The sequence below is a fragment of the Thalassospira sp. MCCC 1A01148 genome (assembly GCF_001613795.1).
Lineage (GTDB): Bacteria > Pseudomonadota > Alphaproteobacteria > Rhodospirillales > Thalassospiraceae > Thalassospira.
Genome location: NZ_LPVZ01000012.1, coordinates 1 through 15,733, shown reverse-complemented (window position 1 = coordinate 15,733; position 15,733 = coordinate 1). Strand labels below are relative to the sequence as shown.

The following is a 15,733-nucleotide window of genomic DNA, read 5'->3' as shown; positions in this document are numbered from 1 at the left end:
CCGTCACCAGATTCAGGTTTCCACGCATCATAAAACAAGGGCGACCAAATCGGCCGCCCTTGCGATAAATCAGGCGTCAGTCACTGACGTCATGTCGTACCAGCCCGCATCCCCGAGAAGGACCGGGTAATCAGGCGCTGCAAGACGATAAAGCCAAACAGCAATGCACCAATCATGATCTTGGTCCACCAGCTGTTAAGCGACCCGTCAAAGGCGATCAGTGTCTGGATCACGCCCATGATGATCCCGCCAAAGAACGTCCCCAGAACAAAGCCCATGCCCCCGGTCAGAAGCGTGCCACCGATCACCACAGCGGCAATGGCATCAAGTTCGACCCCAACGGCTGCCAGCGGATAGGCAGATGCCGTGTAGAAGGCAAAAACCACACCCGACAGCGCACTGAAGAAGCCCGACAGGGTATAAACCCGGATAATGGTGCTATGCACCGGGATACCAAGCAGTTCTGCAGAGTGACGATCACCGCCGATCGCATACACATTGCGGCCAAACCGCGTGTAATGGGCAATGATGACCCCGCCAATCACGGTCGCCAGCATCAAAAGAGCCGATGCTGTCAACCAACCGCGGCCCGGCAAGGGCACCTTGAAACCGCTAAAGGCGGAGACAAACGGATGGTCAATTGGAACGGAATCCAGATTGATCAGGAAGCACATCCCGCGCAGAAAGAACATGCCAGCCAGGGTGATGATGAAGGGCTGAATATCGAACTTGGCGATCATCACGCCCATAAACGCCCCGAAACCAGCACCGACAACAAGGGAAATCAATGCTGCTGTAACGGGATGCATGCCAAAACCTGCAACAAGTTCGGCCATCAGCACCCCGATAAAGGCAATCATCGAGCCAACCGAAAGATCAATGCCGCCAGACAGAATGACAAAGGTCATGCCAACAGCAGTAATGATCAAAAAGGCATTGTCCGTCAAAAGCGCGCCCAGAACATAGGTGTCGGAAAAGGCGCGATGTTCAATTATCCCGTATCCATACAACAACACCAGAACGGCGATGGTGGCCAGGATCGGGTAAAAACGTTCATTGATTTTCATCGGATTTCCCCCGCTTCATCCGTTCCATCGCCTGCCCGACCAGTTCACGGGACTTTGGCGCCTGTACAAGAAGAACAACCATCACTACAGCCGCCTTAACGATCAGGGTGTATTGCGATGGAAGACCCGACAACAGAATGCCGGTGGTCAGCGCCTGAATGATCAGAACGCCAATAACGGTCATCCCGATAAAGAAGCGTCCCCCCATCAACGACGCGCCGCCAATCACGACCGCCAGAATGGCATCAAGTTCAAGCCAGAGCCCCGCGTTGTTGGCATCCGCGCCGCGAATATCAGCAGCGATAATGATCCCGGCAAAGGCCGAACACAGGCCAGAAGCCGCATAGGCCATCAGCTTGATGCCGCGTGCATCAATGCCCGCAACCCGGCTGGCGCGTGCGTTGCCACCAACCGACTCAACAAACAGGCCAAGGGCCGTCTTGCGCATGATGAAATAGATCGCGGCAATCACCGCAGCCGCAATAATCACGCGCCATGGAATGCCAAGCAAATAGCCGCTGCCAATGGCCTCGAAAAATTCGCCATGGAAGGTCACGATCTGCCCCCCGGTGATCATCTGGGCGATACCGCGCCCGGCGACCATCAGGATCAGGGTGGCAATGATCGGCTGAATATCAAGGAACGCAACAAGTACCCCGTTCCACAATCCACACAACACCCCGGCGCCAAGTGCGGCCAGAATAATCACTGCCGGATGCAAATCGGTGTCGCGGATCAAAACCGCCATGACCGCCCCGGAAATGGCAATGATCGACCCCACTGAAAGGTCAATCCCGCGCGTCCCGATGACAATCGCCATACCAACAGCCACAAGTGCTGTTGACGCGCCACGGTGAACCACGTCGACCAGCGATCCATAAAGGTGCCCGTCAACAATTCGGATACTAAAGAAGTCGGGCGAAATCACCCCGATCCCCAGCACAATCAGAACAAGTGCCGCTACCGGACCGAACCACGGCCGACTTATCAAAGAAGATGCAGACATGGTGCTGCTTTCCCGTAATTTCTTTTTCTCTTGCAAGCTGGTCATCGCGCAATCGCCTCGATGATCTTGTCTTGCGTGATTTCGGCACCGACAAGTTCCGAAACCTTTTCGCGGTCACGCATCACGGCAACCCGGTCAGCGAAGGCAACGATTTCCTCAAGCTCCGAAGAAGCCACCAGCAAGGCCAGCCCCTCGTCACAAAGCTCCTTGATCAGCTTGATGATATCGGCATGGGCACCGACATCGATGCCGCGCGTCGGTTCATCAAGAATGAGCAAGATCGGCTTGGAGACCAGCCAGCGCGCCAGAATGACCTTTTGCTGGTTGCCGCCACTCAGTTGCCCGACCGGTTTTTCACTGTCTGGCGTGGCGATGCCCAATGCCTTGATCATGTCATCGGCAAATTTCTGTTGCTCGGCGCGCGGGATCGGACGCAGCCAACCACGCCGCCCCTGAAGGGCAAGCACGATGTTCTCGCGCACACTCAGTTCGGCAACAATGCCGTCCTGTTTGCGATCTTCAGGACACAGACCAAAGCCCGACCGGATCGCATGACGCGGAGAACGCAGCATGACCGGTTCCCCATCAAGGAACACAAGCCCGCTATCGGCTCTCTGGGTCCCGAACACCAGCTCGGAAAGCTCCGTCCGGCCCGATCCCAAAAGCCCGGCCAAGCCGACAATCTCACCGGCGTTCAGATCAAGTGAAACCGGTTCAAGCACACGCTTCTTGCCAAGGTTCTTGATCTGGATTTGACGTTTCGGGCCATCATAGCTGCCCTCGTCCAGATGCCGATGGGCACTGACTTCGGCCAGTTCACGACCCAGCATGTGATTGATCAAGTCAATCTGGGCTAGTTCCTTGGTCACAAAGGTTCCGACCAGTCGCCCGTTACGCAGCACCGTAATCCGGTCTGTGACCGCATAAACCTGATCAAGGAAGTGGGTAACGAAGACAATCCCCAACCCCTTGTCGCGCAGTTCGCGCATAATACGAAACAGCGTCTGAATTTCTTCGCCATCAAGGGATGCTGTCGGCTCATCAAGAATAAGCATCTTGGCATCAAGTGCGACGGCACGCGCAATCGCAACCAACTGCTGAATGGCCACTGAATAGGAGCCAAGCGGTCGGTTTACATCAATATCAAGACCAAGCGTTTCAAGCGCGGCCTTGGCGTCCGCCTCGGTTTTTTTCCATGAAATCAGGCCAAACTTGCGCGTTTGACGTTCCAGCATCAGGTTTTCGGCCACCGACAGCGTCGGGACCAGATTGACTTCCTGATAAACGGTCGAAATACCCAAACCCTGGGCATCGCCCGGATGCTGTGGATGAATTTCCTGCCCTTCAAGCAGTACCTTACCGGCATCTCGGGGATGCACACCGGTAATCACTTTAATCAGGGTCGATTTGCCGGCCCCGTTTTCGCCCAGAAGGGCGTGAATTTCGCCGCGTTCAAGGTCGAAATCAACATCCTCCAGCGCCTTGACGCCGGGAAAGAACTTCCCCGCACCGCGCACTGAAAGCACTGTGTTTGACATATCCTGCCCCTCTCCCAGTCACTCTTTTTAGATATCCTGTCGCGGATACAGTCGGACGCACCCCGGCATTCGCCGGAGCACGTCCGATGCAATGAGTAGCAATCCGGTCTTTCCGGCGGACAAAAGCCCGCCGGAAGGATCAGATGTTATTTGCTGCGCATTTTGTATTCTTCCGCGGCGGTATCTGGCAGATAGAGCGGGCCATTTGCCTTGATCCATTTCGGAACTTCTTCGCCGTTCATTGCCGCCTTGATCGCGTCAAAGGACGGGCCGCCAAGATGCGGGTTCAGTTCGATGGTTGCGTTGGTATCGCCTTCGGCCATCGCCTTGAAGATATCGGGCACGGCATCGATCGATACGATCAGCATGTCATCACCCGGATTAAGACCGGCTTCCTTGATGGCCTGAACGGCACCCAGAGCCATGTCATCATTGTGCGCGTAAACAGCACAGATGTTGGCACCACCGTTTTCGGCTTTCAGGAAGCTTTCCATAACTTCCTTACCGCCGGAACGGGTGAAGTCACCGGACTGCGAACGGATGATATTGATGGCCGGGAAGTTCGAGACAACCGACTCAAAACCTTCTTTACGGTCATTCGCAGCGGACGAACCAACAGTACCCTGCAGTTCAACAACGTCACAAACGCCATTGGTTTCTGCTGCCAGCCAAGCCGCGGCCAAGGCACCTTCAACTACGAAGTCCGATGCGACCTTGGTCAGATACAGGTCTTTGTCGGCATCAACACCACGGTCAACAAGAACAACCGGAATACCAGCGTCTTTGGCTTCTTTCAGAACCTGGTCCCAACCGGTTTCAACCACCGGGGCCAGAAGAATGCCATCGACACCCTGTGCGATGAACGAACGGACGGCCTTGATCTGGTTTTCCTGCTTCTGCTGTGCATCAGAGAATTTCAGATCAATACCACGACGTTCTGCTTCGGCTTTAATCGACGCGGTTTCGGATGTCCGCCAGCCACTTTCAGAACCAATCTGCGAGAAGCCGATCATCATTTCGGCCTGTGCGGCTACTGATAGACCAAGAGCAACACCCAGCGCTGCAGTTGAAACTGCGAGCTTCTTAAAATTCACCACGATTTCCTCCCTAAGAGTGGTTTATTGCTTAAAAGCCATATAGTATTACAATATGATTTCTTTGCTCTCAACCATATAGTGCCTAATCCTTTCGTGTGATCGCGCCCGGCGACATTTAAACTTGGCCAAACCAATAAAAATCAATATGTTGGCAAGAATCGAATGTCACAAACCATCGCGATACCATACATGGCAAAACCCCATACTAACACACTTCAAAAGGGCGAAAATGCCCCCCGCGCGGCATTAGAGAGCTCTCAGATTCGCGTATTGGTTTCTGCACTTGGCGCGCGCCTTTGCGGGCTATATTTGCGTGATCCAAAGGACGGACACGAAACCAATATCGCGGTCAACCTGATCGATGACGCCGCCTATCTTGATCAGGATAGCTATATCGGCGCGGTGTGCGGGCGTTATGCCAATCGCATCGAAAAGTCGCGCTACAGGGATGAAAACGGCGACGTTGTTCAGCTTGCCGCCAATGAAGGCGAACACCACCTGCATGGCGGACCGGATGGCTTTGACAGGCGGCTGTGGACCATTTCCGATCAAACAGAGCGCAGTGTTACGTTTAAGCTGACCTCGCCCGATGGCGACCAGGGATATCCGGGAAATCTGAGCGCATCTGCGACCTATTCACTGGTTGCGGATAATCGTCTGCGGCTTGAAATTACCGCCACCTGCGATCAGCCCTGCCCGGTCAACATGACAAGCCACGCCTATTGGAACCTGTCGGGCACGTTTGATAAGACGGCCGGCGATCACGTCTTGAAAATCAACGCCAATCAATGGCTTCCGGTGGATGACAAACTGATCCCGACGGGCGAAATCCGCGATGTTACGGGGACGGGTTATGACTTCCGCAGCCCGGCGCGGATTTCCGATATGCTGCCGCAGGCGTCCCAAGGCTTTGATCACAATTTCTGCCTGACCGGCCCCCGCGGCGAGCTGCGCCAGATCGCCACCCTGTCAGATCCAACAAGCAAGCGGTCGATCAACCTGTTTTCGACCGAGGCCGGTCTGCAATTCTATCTCGCGCAGCATTTCAATGATGCAATGAAAACCGAAAACGGCGTGCCGCTTCACACATCGGGCGGCATCGCCCTTGAACCGCAAACCTACCCCAACAGCCCAAATAACCCGGACTTCCCAGGCCCGTGGCTCAAACCCGGCGAGACGTATCACCACGTTATTGAGTGGGAGATTACTTAAACCAGATCACATTCGTAAAACTAAGCCTCGCCTAAACAAACTGATAACAAGCAAGATTCATTGAAGCCAGAAGAAATAGAAATCACTTGGACAAATAACTACCGTGGAACCTATTGCACGCGCCATTTTTCGTCGTAGTAATCTATTGCAGAAGAAATCACACCGCAAGATTCTCGCTGAAGGCGCGCCATATTTTCGCGTGAATCGAAGACGAAATTACTTAACGAACCCGGTATGCTAAATAATGGCTCTCGAACAAGGTTTCGAATTTGGTCGTCAGTTAAAAAACAAACTGTTTTCTTTATTCTATCTGAGTTACACACCTCAACTTCGCCACAAACAAGCAGCTCAGACAGCGCCCCCGTCAACCAATCATGATCTTCCACCAAACCGGCCTGAAAGAGCTCTGTAGCCTTTTCCAAACGTGCAGACGGCTCAAGGTCATTTCTATATGCCTTCCGGAGCAGTAAGCTCATAAACTCATTGTACTTCCGGATTTTCTCGTCCATCTTATCCGGATCATATTTCTCGAGAATCTCTGAAGTTCGAAACTGCTGAGCACGTGTTCCTTGCAGTATAGCAACATCAAGTGACGAGAGTGCTACTGCAGAACCAAGTGATATAAAGATAACTTGAGCAGAACTGCTAAGCACTGATGATTTTTCAGAAAAACTCAAACTTTTTATATTCTGCCTATTACTAAACAAGAAAAAGATGCTCAAAAGAGCGAAAACAGCACAAAATACGTAGGCAACATATACAAGCATGGATCCTCCAACGGAGTACATTATGTATCTCTGCTAACACGGAAATGAGTTTTTTATTTAAACAAACACTAAACCCATACTAAAAATTTACCAAAGGAATCCCTTACTCAATCAGAGAAAAGCACTCAATGAGCTGCCACTTCTGTTTCAGCCCATTTCACCCTATGCAAAAAATCATAAAAAATGCATATACCATTCGAAGACACTTCGCCCAACACATAGAGAGCACACCCTTTGCGTCAAGACGCAGCAACCGCCCCATCCGCGCGCGGATCGGTTGCACCTTCCATCACACCATCCTTACGCAATCGAATGCCGCCGGCATGGCCCATCATGTCTTCATAGGGGCCAACGACTTCGACCGTATGACCGACTGTTTTCAGTTGTTCGATCAGGGCCGGGTCAAAGCGGCTTTCGAGTTTAAGGGTTGTGGTGTCTTCGCCCCATGTTTTGCCCAGCAACCAGCGTGGCGCGGTGACGGCTTCCTGCAGGTCCTGTCCATACATCACATTGCGGGTAAAGATCGCCGATTGGGTTTGCGGCTGTCCCTCACCGCCCATGGTGCCATAGGTCAGCACCGATCCGTCATTGAGCTTTGCCAAGGCCGGGTTAAGCGTATGGAACGGCAAGCGGCCCGGTCCAAGCTGATTGGGGCCATCATGCAACGTGAAGCTTGAGCCGCGGTTTTGCCAAAGCACGCCGGTTTCCGGCACCACGACACCAGATCCGAACTCCCAGAAGATGCTTTGGATATAGCTGACCGCAACACCGTTGGCGTCAACCGCCCCCATCCAGATCGTATCGCCCGGCTTGGCAACATGCGGCCAAGAAAGTGCTGTCTTCATATCAATCTTGACTGCCTCATGATCGAGCATCTCATCAGACAGCAACGCCATCGGATCAATGCTCATCCGGTCCGGATCGCCAACATGGGCGTCACGTTTCAGGAAAGCGCGCTTGGTTGCCTCGATCAATCCGTGGACATGGTCAAACCCGTCCAGTGTCGCACCGGACAATCCCAGCCGATCAAACAGGCCAAGGATCATCAGCGACGCCACACCCTGGGTCGGCGGGACCATGTTGAAAACGGTACCGGTCGAAAGCTTGACCGAGAGCGGCGTCATGATTTTGGCGTCGTAGGCCTCAAAATCGGCAAGGCGAAGCGGGCTTCCGACCGCTTCAAGCCCGCGGGCATTGGTTCGCGCGATATCACCGCGATAAAAATCATCAAAACCAACACGACCAAGATGTTCTAGCGTTGCGGCAAGGGCCGGTTGTTTCAACACGTCGCCAATGGCAGGAATACCGTTGGCGGCATAGGTATCAACATAGCCCGGTGAGTCTTTCAATTCCGCCATTTTGGTCGTGGTCAGGGCAACCTGCGACTTGGTAACCGGCACACCAGCTTTGCCATGATGGACCGCATCTGCCATCAGGCGACTGTGCGGGATTTTGCCGCCGAGTGATGCAGCAACCTCTGCCGCCTTGATCCAGCCGCCAATCGCACCAGCGACAGTCAGTGCCGCAAGTGGACCACGGGCCGGGATCGCGTCCTTGCCCTGTTCGCGATAAAAGCCGGGCGTTGCAAGCCCCGCCGCCCCGCCGCAGGCCCGGATGGCAACCGGGTCCTTGCCGGGCGCGGAGATCAGCCAAAATCCATCGCCACCAATCGCGTTCATGTGCGGATAGACAACCGCAATGGTCGCAGCCGCGGCAATCATGGCTTCAACCGCGTTGCCACCTTCGCGCAGAATGTCACGCCCGGCCTCGGACGCCAGATGATGGGGTGCGGTAACCATGCCCCCGAGGGCGGTTCTTGAACGTAACATAGTGCTGTGGCCTCCCTGCCTTATGCTTTCGGGCATGCCGCGTGCTGTGCGACATGCCCGGTTTGTTCATAGCGCTGTTTTTACAATTCGTTCAGCGCCTTTTCACATCGTAGAATTGCCCTACCAACCAATCAGGTCGGGCAACCAGCTGGTCAATCCCGGGAACATGAACAACAAGATCAGTGCAACCGCCTGAATCCCGATAAACGGAATCACCCCGCGATAGATATCAACTGTGGAAACCGATTTTGGCGCAACCCCCTTCAGGAAGAACAAAGCCCAGCCAAACGGCGGGGTCAGGAAACTGGTCTGAAGGTTCATCGCGACCAGAATGGCAAGCCAGGCCATGTCGATCCCGCTATATTGGAACACCGGCAGAAACATCGGCAGCGCAATATAGGAAATCTCGATCCATTCAAGGAAGAAGCCCAGGACAAAGATCAGGGCCATCATGAACAGAAGATTGCCCATATCCCCGCCTGGCACCCAGTCAAACAGGGCATGCACAAGCCCTTCGCCACCAAGCCCGCGGAACGCAAGACCAAAGGGTTGTGCGCAAATCAGGATAAAGAATACCATAGCGCTGGTAATCAGAGTGTCATGCAGCACATCGCGCATCACACCGAAATTCAGGCGTCCGGTAAACAGCGCAAGAAGCAATGCCCCAAGCGCGCCCATGGATGCCGCTTCGGTCGGGGCAGCAACACCCCCCACAATCGAGCCAAGCACCGCAAAGACAAGGGCCAACGGCGGCACAACGACCTTGCCAATCTTGAGCAACAATTGCTGCGTGCTCATGGCATCGCGCTCATCCTTGGGGATCGCGGGCACCATTTCGGGTTTGAAGATACCAAGCAGCACCAGATAAAGTCCAAGCATCCCCGCAAGGATCAAGCCCGGCACCATGGCCGCAGCAAACAGGGTCCCGACAGATTCCCCCAAAATGTCCGCCAGCAAGATCAGAACCAGACTGGGCGGTATAATTTGTCCCAGCGTCCCGGATGCGCAAATCACGCCACTGGCAACCCCCTTGTCATAGCCCCGGTTGATCAACGGCTGAAGCGACAGCAAGCCGACAGTGACAACAGTCGCCCCAACAACGCCCGATGATGCCCCCATCAGAACGCCGACGATTACGATGGCAAGCCCCATGCCGCCCTTGAGGCGTCCCATGGCGTGGCCGATCACATCGATCAGTTCTTCGGCAAGTTTCGACTTTTCAAGCATCACCCCCATAAAGATGAAAAGCGGCAATGCAAGCAGCGTGTAATTGGTCACAACGCCATACACACGGGCAGGCAGCAAGTTAAACAAGCCGGTACCAAACCCCATAATTCCAAAGGCAAATCCCGAAATCGCAAGCGAGATCGCCACTGGCACACCGAGCACGAGGAAGCCAAAGAAGCCTCCGACCATGCCAATGGCCAGCCATTCATTTCCGGTCATTTTTGATTAGTCTCCTGCACCGACTTGTTTCGCCACGTTCGATGCATCAAAGGCAGGGGCGCTGTGTTCAGCGAAAATTTGGCGATAGCTGATCAAGCTCTGTGCGATTGCCTGAATCAGCAACAGACCAAAACCAATCGGGATAAAGGCCTTGAGTATGAAGCGATAAGGCAAGCCCCCCGGATCAGGCGATCCTTCGCCCATCATGATGGATTGCTCGACATAGGGGATCGAAAACCAGATCAGGGCTGCACCAAGAATAGCCATCAACACAGCAGAAAAGACATCAATGATCGCCTGGGCCCTTGGGCCCAGACGCTCATAAAGAAAATCGACCCGGACATGACCACCATGACGCATGCCATAGGCCATCCCCATCAGGGCAATTGGTGAAACCAGATGCCATTCAAGTTCCTGCATCGCGACGCTCCCCGAATTAAACAGATAGCGCAGCAACACATTGCCACCGACCACAAGCACAAGTGCGAGACCACTGAGCGCAGCCACCCACCCGGCCGCATCGACAACAAAACCAAGGGCGCGGTCGAATAACGGTTCAGAACGGGTCGACGTCATATCAGCTCATCCCGCCTTTCGAGGAAATGATCCCGTGATAGGGTTTTTCACTGATTGCAGCCCATTCACGGTGCGTGTCGCGGAACGCCATGAAGCTGTCATGGACCTTCTTGGTGATCGGGTCTTTGGCCGCTTCGGTTTCAAGCGTTTCTGCCGTAATGTCCTTAAGCTTGGTGACGACATCATCGGGCAGGGTTTGGGCGGTGACGCCAAAGTTCTCGACCAGATCACGCAGGGCGGCTGCGTTGTTGGCTTCACACCATGAATGACTATCAAGGTTGCAGGCCTGTGCCGCATTTTTGACAATCGCCTGCAGATCCGCCGGAAGGCTTTCCCATGCTTGCTGATTGATCAGAAGTTCGGTCACGTTGGACGGCTCATGCCAGCCGGTGGTGTAGTAGTATTTGGCTGCTTTCTGCAGGCCCAGACGACGGTCCTGATACGGGCCCACGAATTCGGCCGCATCAATCACACCACGTTCCAGTGCCGGGAAGATTTCCCCGCCCGGAAGCAGTTTCACTTCAACACCGATCTGCTGATAGACCTTTCCGGCAAGACCCGGAATACGCATTTTAAGGCCGTTGAAATCATCGAGGCTTTCAATGGGCTCGCGGAACCAGCCGGTCATCTGAACACCAGTATTCCCCATCGGGAAAGCCACAAGACCATATGGCTTGTAAACCTCATGCCACAGCTCAAGCCCGCCGCCATGGTACAACCAGGCATTCACGCCCTGGAAATTCAAGCCGAATGGCACGGTCGTGAAATATTGCGCGGCAAAGATTTTACCAGCCCAGAAATAGGCATTGGCGGCATTCATTTCGACCGTCCCGGCCTGAACGGCATCAAAACCCTCAAGGGCCGGGATCAATTCGCCAGCGGCGAAATGCTGAATGTTCAGACGACCATTGGACATTTCTGTCACGCGCTTGCAGAAATCTTCGGGGCTACCCGGACCCGTCACATAAAAGGGTGATCCCGGACCATAGGCATTGGTCATTTTCCAGTTAAAGGTCTCCTGGGCGCGCACGATGTTCGGGGCGGCAATTACCCCTGCCCCCGTTGCCGCAGCGCCGATTGCCGACTTGGTCAGAAAGTCGCGTCGTTTAATGTTTGTCATTGAAGTCTCCCTGATAGAGATAGCGTTTTCTTCTAGGAGGAAAGCTCATCGGAATGAGTTTCACGATGTGTATACATCTAGCAACACACATGCCATTCCTTTATTTTCAACAACTTACAGAATTATTGCGACTCATTCATTTCGCAAAAAGCACATTTTTTGATCATTTCTTTGATGCGCGTAAATTTAATGCATAATTTTTATACAATTTTACGCATGATTTTTAAGCCTGCATCTACACCGTACGGACGTACTTGGCTTTCCACACTAACCTGGTGTATACATTCAGAGGGATTAACCTCTCAAAACCTCGCAAGAAGGGTTGAAACGCCAGATGTCCATGCTCCGCCAAACACTTTCCAGCCCAATCGGACAACCAGAACCGATCGGCATTGCCGCACAGCTTTGCCAGGCACTGGAGGATGATATTGTTTCCGGGCAACTGGCGCCCGGCACCCGACTTGAAGAACCGCTTCTTGCCAAGCGGTTTGGCGTATCGCGCACGCCGGTTCGCGAAGCCCTTCAGCTGCTTACGGCAACTGAACTTGCCGAAAAAATCCCAAATCGCGGCGTATATGTTTCACTGGCAACGCCCGAACGCCTCACGGCAATGTTTGAAAGCATGGCAGAGCTGGAAGGGACATGCGGGCGGCTTGCTGCCAAACGTATGACCAGCGGAGAACGCCATACGCTTGAAAAGCTCCATCATGAACTGGCCGAGACAGTCCGTCTGGGCGACAGCGACGGTTATGAGGCCCTGAATCGGTCCTTCCACAACACGCTCTATCGCGGCACCCATAACGACGTGCTGGTTGATGTTACCTTTTCGGTGCGCCGTCGTGTTGCACCATTTCGCCGGGTACAGTTTTCAAGCCTACCCCGCCTTGCCGCATCTCATGGCGAACATCAGGGCATTGTTGATGCTATCCTGCGCGGTGACTTCAAGGCCGCCGAAGAGCTCCTTTACGGGCACATCATGGCCGTGCATGACATCAGTCAGGAATATCTGGCAAGCCTGCGTGAAGGCGACGGCAAAACGCCGTCAGAAGATTTGGCCTCTGACGGCGTTTCAAATGACATCGCGGTCGGGGAATAATCACCCCTAAGGGCGCGGCTCTATGGCTGGTCTTAGGCGACTGTCCTACGCGCCAACCGATCAAGCGAGACCACCCCGCCGCCGGCAAACACCAAAGCAGCCAAAAGCGAAACCCAAAGCAGGCGCTGATCAATCAGCTCTGTCGGCAGACCGTTGGCAAGCATGCCAAGGGTCGCGCCATGAAACGCTACATCAACCACGGTTTGCACAATCACAAAGCCAATCATGCCAAGGGCGGCAAGTCGGGTAAACAAGCCAGCAACGATCAGAAGCGGCAAGACAAACTCGCCAATCGTCCCGGCCCAGACGATCAGGTGCCACGGGAAGAACGGGATGGCAGACGTATCATACATATACTGTTCTGCAATTGGTGGCAGGATCTGGGCAAATGCCCCCGCACTCAGACCAAAGCCATCAATTTTGGTCAACGCGCTATTGAAGTAGTATGGCAGCAACACAACAACAAAAAGAACCCGGGCGCCAAGACCGACATAGTCCCGTCCTGCCAGGGAATCGATTTTCGTCTCAAAACGGGCAAAGCCGCCCATTACGTTATGTACATTATTCATCATCATGCCCGTTTCCTTTCGGGGTATCCATGCGGGCGTCAAACGCACCCATTGTCAAAAATTCTGCAAAACGGGCGATGACATCAAAATCCGGATCAGCCTGAAGTGCTTTGGCACAGGCATCCCCAAGGCCAAGCCCGTTACGCGTCACCGCCTCAAAGAATGCAGCCTGCCCGGCGCTTAAAAGATGCATCTCGACATGCATGAAAGGTCGCGCAATCAGAACAGTTACCGGCCGCTGCACAATGCGGGTTTTGCCGCTTTGTCCGCTGGCATCTCCGTTCTGTGCGGTCCAGATTGCAAATACCGGGTGTTCTGATGTAACTACTCGACACGCCGGATGGGCGTTCAGCTTCATGCCCTCAAGATGGTCCTCAAACCCGACAAGGTCGGAAGCCAGAAGCGGTTCGGCATCGTCAGCTGTGCTGGCCTCAAGCCGCGCGCGTTCAAGCCGCGCGACATCTGGCAGGTATAGCAGACTTTCGCGCACAGAATGGGTCTCAAGAAAGTCGGCAAAGCCTGCGCCGTAAAGGGCAAGCGATCCTGCACGCGATGTTTCTGTCTGCACAAAACCCTGTGCAAGGCGGTCAAAAAAGCCATCTCCAACCAGCTTGCGCACAGTCGGATAAGCAGCGCCCAGCGCGTCATAAAGACCGCGATGAACATTGTTGCGGTAAATTGCAAAGCGGTGCGCATAACCTTCGGCAACACTATGCGGCACCGCGTCCGGTTCCGGTGCACGCAGCGCTTCGGCAAAGCCGTCATAAAATGTCCTGAGATCCCTCATGACGCGGCCTCAAGCTGCCCATTCACGGCATATTCAAGGTGGCGATCAGCAAGGGCTGCCTCACGCGCCAACACATCCCAACCGGGCACGTCATTATCCCATTCAATCAGCGTCGGCCGGCGCCCGATGCGGGCAATCAGCCGATCAAACAGGTCCCATACCGGATCGGCCACCGGACGTGAATGGGTATCGATCAGAACATCATCTACGGGGTTCGCGTCACGCTCATGCCCGGCCAGATGAATTTCACCAACCAGATCAGCGGGCACCGCATCAATAAACGCATTGGCATCAAAGCCCAAATTATGGGCCGAAATGTAAACATTGTTTACATCAATCAGCAAACCACAGCCACTCTGTTCAGCGGCCTCCCTGATAAACTCAAGCTCGGGGATCGAATTTTGTGGCAGCGGCACGTAAGAGGTCGGGTTTTCAATCAGGATCCGGCGGCCAATAAAGTCCTGCACCGTATTGATCGCATCCACCAACTGCGCAAGCGAAGCTTTCGTCATCGGCGTTGGCAGCAGGTCGGCCATATAAAGCCCCTCATGCGCGGACCATGCAATATGTTCAGACACCATGGCGGGGTTGAACCGGTCTACCAGACGCTTGAGATCGGCCAGATGGTTCTTGTTTAACGGCTCCCCGCCGCCAAGCGACAACCCGACCCCATGCATCGAGACCGGATACCGGGCACAAAGCTCTTCGAGCATGGCAAGTCGTGGCCCACCGGCAACCATGTAGTTTTCCGGATGCACCTCAAACCAGCCCGCAGCCGGTGCTGCGTCAAAGACATCTTGCGCGTGCTCGGCCTTGAAGCCGACACCTGCCTGGTCAGGAAGCTTTCGATCAGCAAGCTGTGTTGGCGTTTTCATGGCAAGCAACCTCAAACAGTAAGTCGTAGCTCGGGCGGGCGGTCAGCACATCGGGACAGGAGGAGACATTTGCAAACATGCAGATCGGTGCTGACCGCCCATAGAGGGGGCAAGTTAGGTTTGGGCGTTAGCCCTGCGGGAGATCACGATCAAGTTCTTCGAGGCTGCCCGTCACTTCGCGGCCATCCGCCGTGGTGAAGCTCATATCCTCGCAGGTACCTGCCGGAACCAGTTTCCAGGCATTGCCCTGATAATCGACAGTCGACGTCCCGGCACAGGTTGTACCCGGACCAGCGGCACAGTCATTCTGACCAGCCAGCGACACACCAAAACATTTCTCCTTGGCGCCATCGGCAGCTGCCTGATCGACTGCAGCCATCGAAACAGCAGCACTCAATGCTGCGCCCAAAACCATTGCTTTTTTCATCGTCGTTTCCCTTCGGTTAAATTAGGAACATCAATTCCAAGCGATGACTTAACCGTAAGCGCGATGTGTATTTTCGTCACTGCACCATTCGCACACGCGCAGTCAAAGACACGTGAGACATTCCCCACATCTCCTCACAACCGCGTGAACCGTTCCGTGAGGTGGTAACGCACAATGATGATGTAAACCTGAAACGACAAAACCCCCGACCAGTTAAGGTCGAGGGTTTTCAAAGTCGTGTGTTTATAGGGAATATGATGCTGTATTTGGAAGGCCCGGCGGTGACCTACTCTCCCGTGCCTTAAGACAAAGTACCATCGG

At 54.2% G+C, this 15,733-nt stretch carries 15 protein-coding genes; 2 read left to right on the top strand and 13 right to left on the bottom strand.

The genetic code is table 11. The features are described 5' to 3' along the window. Positions 1-89: 89 nt before the first annotated feature. The 4 genes from yjfF to AUQ43_RS02945 all read right to left on the bottom strand — a co-directional run bounded on the left by yjfF (position 90) and on the right by AUQ43_RS02945 (position 4,705). Positions 90-1,067 (bottom strand): galactofuranose ABC transporter, permease protein YjfF, encoded by a 978-nt coding sequence (gene yjfF / locus AUQ43_RS02960; protein ID WP_062954336.1) that lies wholly within the window; start codon positions 1,065-1,067, stop codon positions 90-92. Next, complete coding sequence (locus AUQ43_RS02955; RefSeq protein WP_232310567.1) at positions 1,054-2,073, bottom strand: ABC transporter permease; 1,020 nt, start codon at positions 2,071-2,073, stop codon at positions 1,054-1,056. Before AUQ43_RS02955 ends, yjfF begins: the two co-directional genes overlap by 14 nt. A 41-nt stretch (positions 2,074-2,114) precedes the next feature. Continuing rightward, complete coding sequence (locus AUQ43_RS02950) at positions 2,115-3,611, bottom strand: sugar ABC transporter ATP-binding protein (RefSeq protein ID WP_062954334.1); 1,497 nt, start codon at positions 3,609-3,611, stop codon at positions 2,115-2,117. 146 nt (positions 3,612-3,757) lie between these two features. Next, a complete protein-coding gene (locus AUQ43_RS02945) occupies positions 3,758-4,705 on the bottom strand; it encodes an ABC transporter substrate-binding protein (RefSeq protein ID WP_297006876.1) in 948 nt (315 codons plus the stop codon). Between the two features lie 273 nt (positions 4,706-4,978). Here AUQ43_RS02945 and AUQ43_RS02940 point away from each other — a divergent pair, with 273 nt between their 5' ends. Continuing rightward, a complete protein-coding gene (locus AUQ43_RS02940) occupies positions 4,979-5,920 on the top strand; it encodes an aldose epimerase family protein (RefSeq protein ID WP_062954332.1) in 942 nt (313 codons plus the stop codon). A gap of 110 nt (positions 5,921-6,030) precedes the next feature. On the opposite strand, the gene AUQ43_RS02935 is transcribed toward AUQ43_RS02940, so the two are convergent. The 5 genes from AUQ43_RS02935 to AUQ43_RS02915 form a co-directional block, all read right to left on the bottom strand. Continuing rightward, complete coding sequence (locus tag AUQ43_RS02935) at positions 6,031-6,687, bottom strand: hypothetical protein (RefSeq protein WP_147250485.1); 657 nt, start codon at positions 6,685-6,687, stop codon at positions 6,031-6,033. Between the two features lie 239 nt (positions 6,688-6,926). Next, complete coding sequence (locus tag AUQ43_RS02930; RefSeq protein ID WP_062954330.1) at positions 6,927-8,516, bottom strand: gamma-glutamyltransferase family protein; 1,590 nt, start codon at positions 8,514-8,516, stop codon at positions 6,927-6,929. Between the two features lie 120 nt (positions 8,517-8,636). Continuing rightward, positions 8,637-9,962 (bottom strand): TRAP transporter large permease subunit, encoded by a 1,326-nt coding sequence (locus tag AUQ43_RS02925; protein ID WP_062954329.1) that lies wholly within the window; start codon positions 9,960-9,962, stop codon positions 8,637-8,639. A 6-nt stretch (positions 9,963-9,968) separates the two neighbouring features. Beyond that, positions 9,969-10,538 carry a TRAP transporter small permease subunit gene (locus tag AUQ43_RS02920; protein ID WP_062954328.1) on the bottom strand — a complete coding sequence of 190 codons (570 nt, stop codon included), beginning with the start codon at positions 10,536-10,538 and terminating at the stop codon, positions 9,969-9,971. A 1-nt stretch (position 10,539) separates the two neighbouring features. Further along, positions 10,540-11,658 (bottom strand): TRAP transporter substrate-binding protein, encoded by a 1,119-nt coding sequence (locus AUQ43_RS02915; RefSeq protein ID WP_181838587.1) that lies wholly within the window; start codon positions 11,656-11,658, stop codon positions 10,540-10,542. Positions 11,659-11,992: 334 nt separating this feature from the next. Here AUQ43_RS02915 and AUQ43_RS02910 point away from each other — a divergent pair, with 334 nt between their 5' ends. Then, positions 11,993-12,754: a GntR family transcriptional regulator gene (locus tag AUQ43_RS02910; RefSeq protein ID WP_062955222.1), complete on the top strand. Its 762-nt coding sequence runs from the start codon at positions 11,993-11,995 to the stop codon at positions 12,752-12,754. A gap of 32 nt (positions 12,755-12,786) precedes the next feature. On the opposite strand, the gene AUQ43_RS02905 is transcribed toward AUQ43_RS02910, so the two are convergent. The 4 genes from AUQ43_RS02905 to AUQ43_RS02890 all read right to left on the bottom strand — a co-directional run bounded on the left by AUQ43_RS02905 (position 12,787) and on the right by AUQ43_RS02890 (position 15,412). Then, positions 12,787-13,329: a DoxX family protein gene (locus tag AUQ43_RS02905; RefSeq protein ID WP_062954327.1), complete on the bottom strand. Its 543-nt coding sequence runs from the start codon at positions 13,327-13,329 to the stop codon at positions 12,787-12,789. Further along, positions 13,316-14,110 (bottom strand): DNA-binding domain-containing protein, encoded by a 795-nt coding sequence (locus AUQ43_RS02900; RefSeq protein WP_062954326.1) that lies wholly within the window; start codon positions 14,108-14,110, stop codon positions 13,316-13,318. The genes AUQ43_RS02905 and AUQ43_RS02900 overlap by 14 nt, the downstream gene beginning before the upstream one ends. Continuing rightward, on the bottom strand, positions 14,107-14,985 hold the full coding sequence (locus tag AUQ43_RS02895; protein ID WP_062954325.1) for a DUF692 family multinuclear iron-containing protein: 879 nt from the start codon (positions 14,983-14,985) through the stop codon (positions 14,107-14,109). Before AUQ43_RS02895 ends, AUQ43_RS02900 begins: the two co-directional genes overlap by 4 nt. A 127-nt stretch (positions 14,986-15,112) precedes the next feature. Further along, entirely contained in the window at positions 15,113-15,412 is a 300-nt protein-coding gene (locus tag AUQ43_RS02890) for a DUF2282 domain-containing protein (RefSeq protein ID WP_062954324.1), read from the bottom strand. Between the last annotated feature and the right edge of the window lie 321 nt (positions 15,413-15,733).

Bases quoted from the DNA above. Each gene is read 5' to 3' on its own strand.
- yjfF (WP_062954336.1), bottom strand. From the start codon at position 1,067: ATGAAAATCAATGAACGTTTTTACCCGATCCTGGCCACCATCGCCGTT.
- AUQ43_RS02955 (WP_232310567.1), bottom strand. From the start codon at position 2,073: ATGTCTGCATCTTCTTTGATAAGTCGGCCGTGGTTCGGTCCGGTAGCG.
- AUQ43_RS02950 (WP_062954334.1), bottom strand. From the start codon at position 3,611: ATGTCAAACACAGTGCTTTCAGTGCGCGGTGCGGGGAAGTTCTTTCCC.
- AUQ43_RS02935 (WP_147250485.1), bottom strand. From the start codon at position 6,687: ATGCTTGTATATGTTGCCTACGTATTTTGTGCTGTTTTCGCTCTTTTG.
- AUQ43_RS02930 (WP_062954330.1), bottom strand. From the start codon at position 8,516: ATGTTACGTTCAAGAACCGCCCTCGGGGGCATGGTTACCGCACCCCAT.
- AUQ43_RS02925 (WP_062954329.1), bottom strand. From the start codon at position 9,962: ATGACCGGAAATGAATGGCTGGCCATTGGCATGGTCGGAGGCTTCTTT.
- AUQ43_RS02920 (WP_062954328.1), bottom strand. From the start codon at position 10,538: ATGACGTCGACCCGTTCTGAACCGTTATTCGACCGCGCCCTTGGTTTT.
- AUQ43_RS02915 (WP_181838587.1), bottom strand. From the start codon at position 11,658: ATGACAAACATTAAACGACGCGACTTTCTGACCAAGTCGGCAATCGGC.
- AUQ43_RS02910 (WP_062955222.1), top strand. From the start codon at position 11,993: ATGTCCATGCTCCGCCAAACACTTTCCAGCCCAATCGGACAACCAGAA.
- AUQ43_RS02905 (WP_062954327.1), bottom strand. From the start codon at position 13,329: ATGATGATGAATAATGTACATAACGTAATGGGCGGCTTTGCCCGTTTT.
- AUQ43_RS02900 (WP_062954326.1), bottom strand. From the start codon at position 14,110: ATGAGGGATCTCAGGACATTTTATGACGGCTTTGCCGAAGCGCTGCGT.
- AUQ43_RS02895 (WP_062954325.1), bottom strand. From the start codon at position 14,985: ATGAAAACGCCAACACAGCTTGCTGATCGAAAGCTTCCTGACCAGGCA.
- AUQ43_RS02890 (WP_062954324.1), bottom strand. From the start codon at position 15,412: ATGAAAAAAGCAATGGTTTTGGGCGCAGCATTGAGTGCTGCTGTTTCG.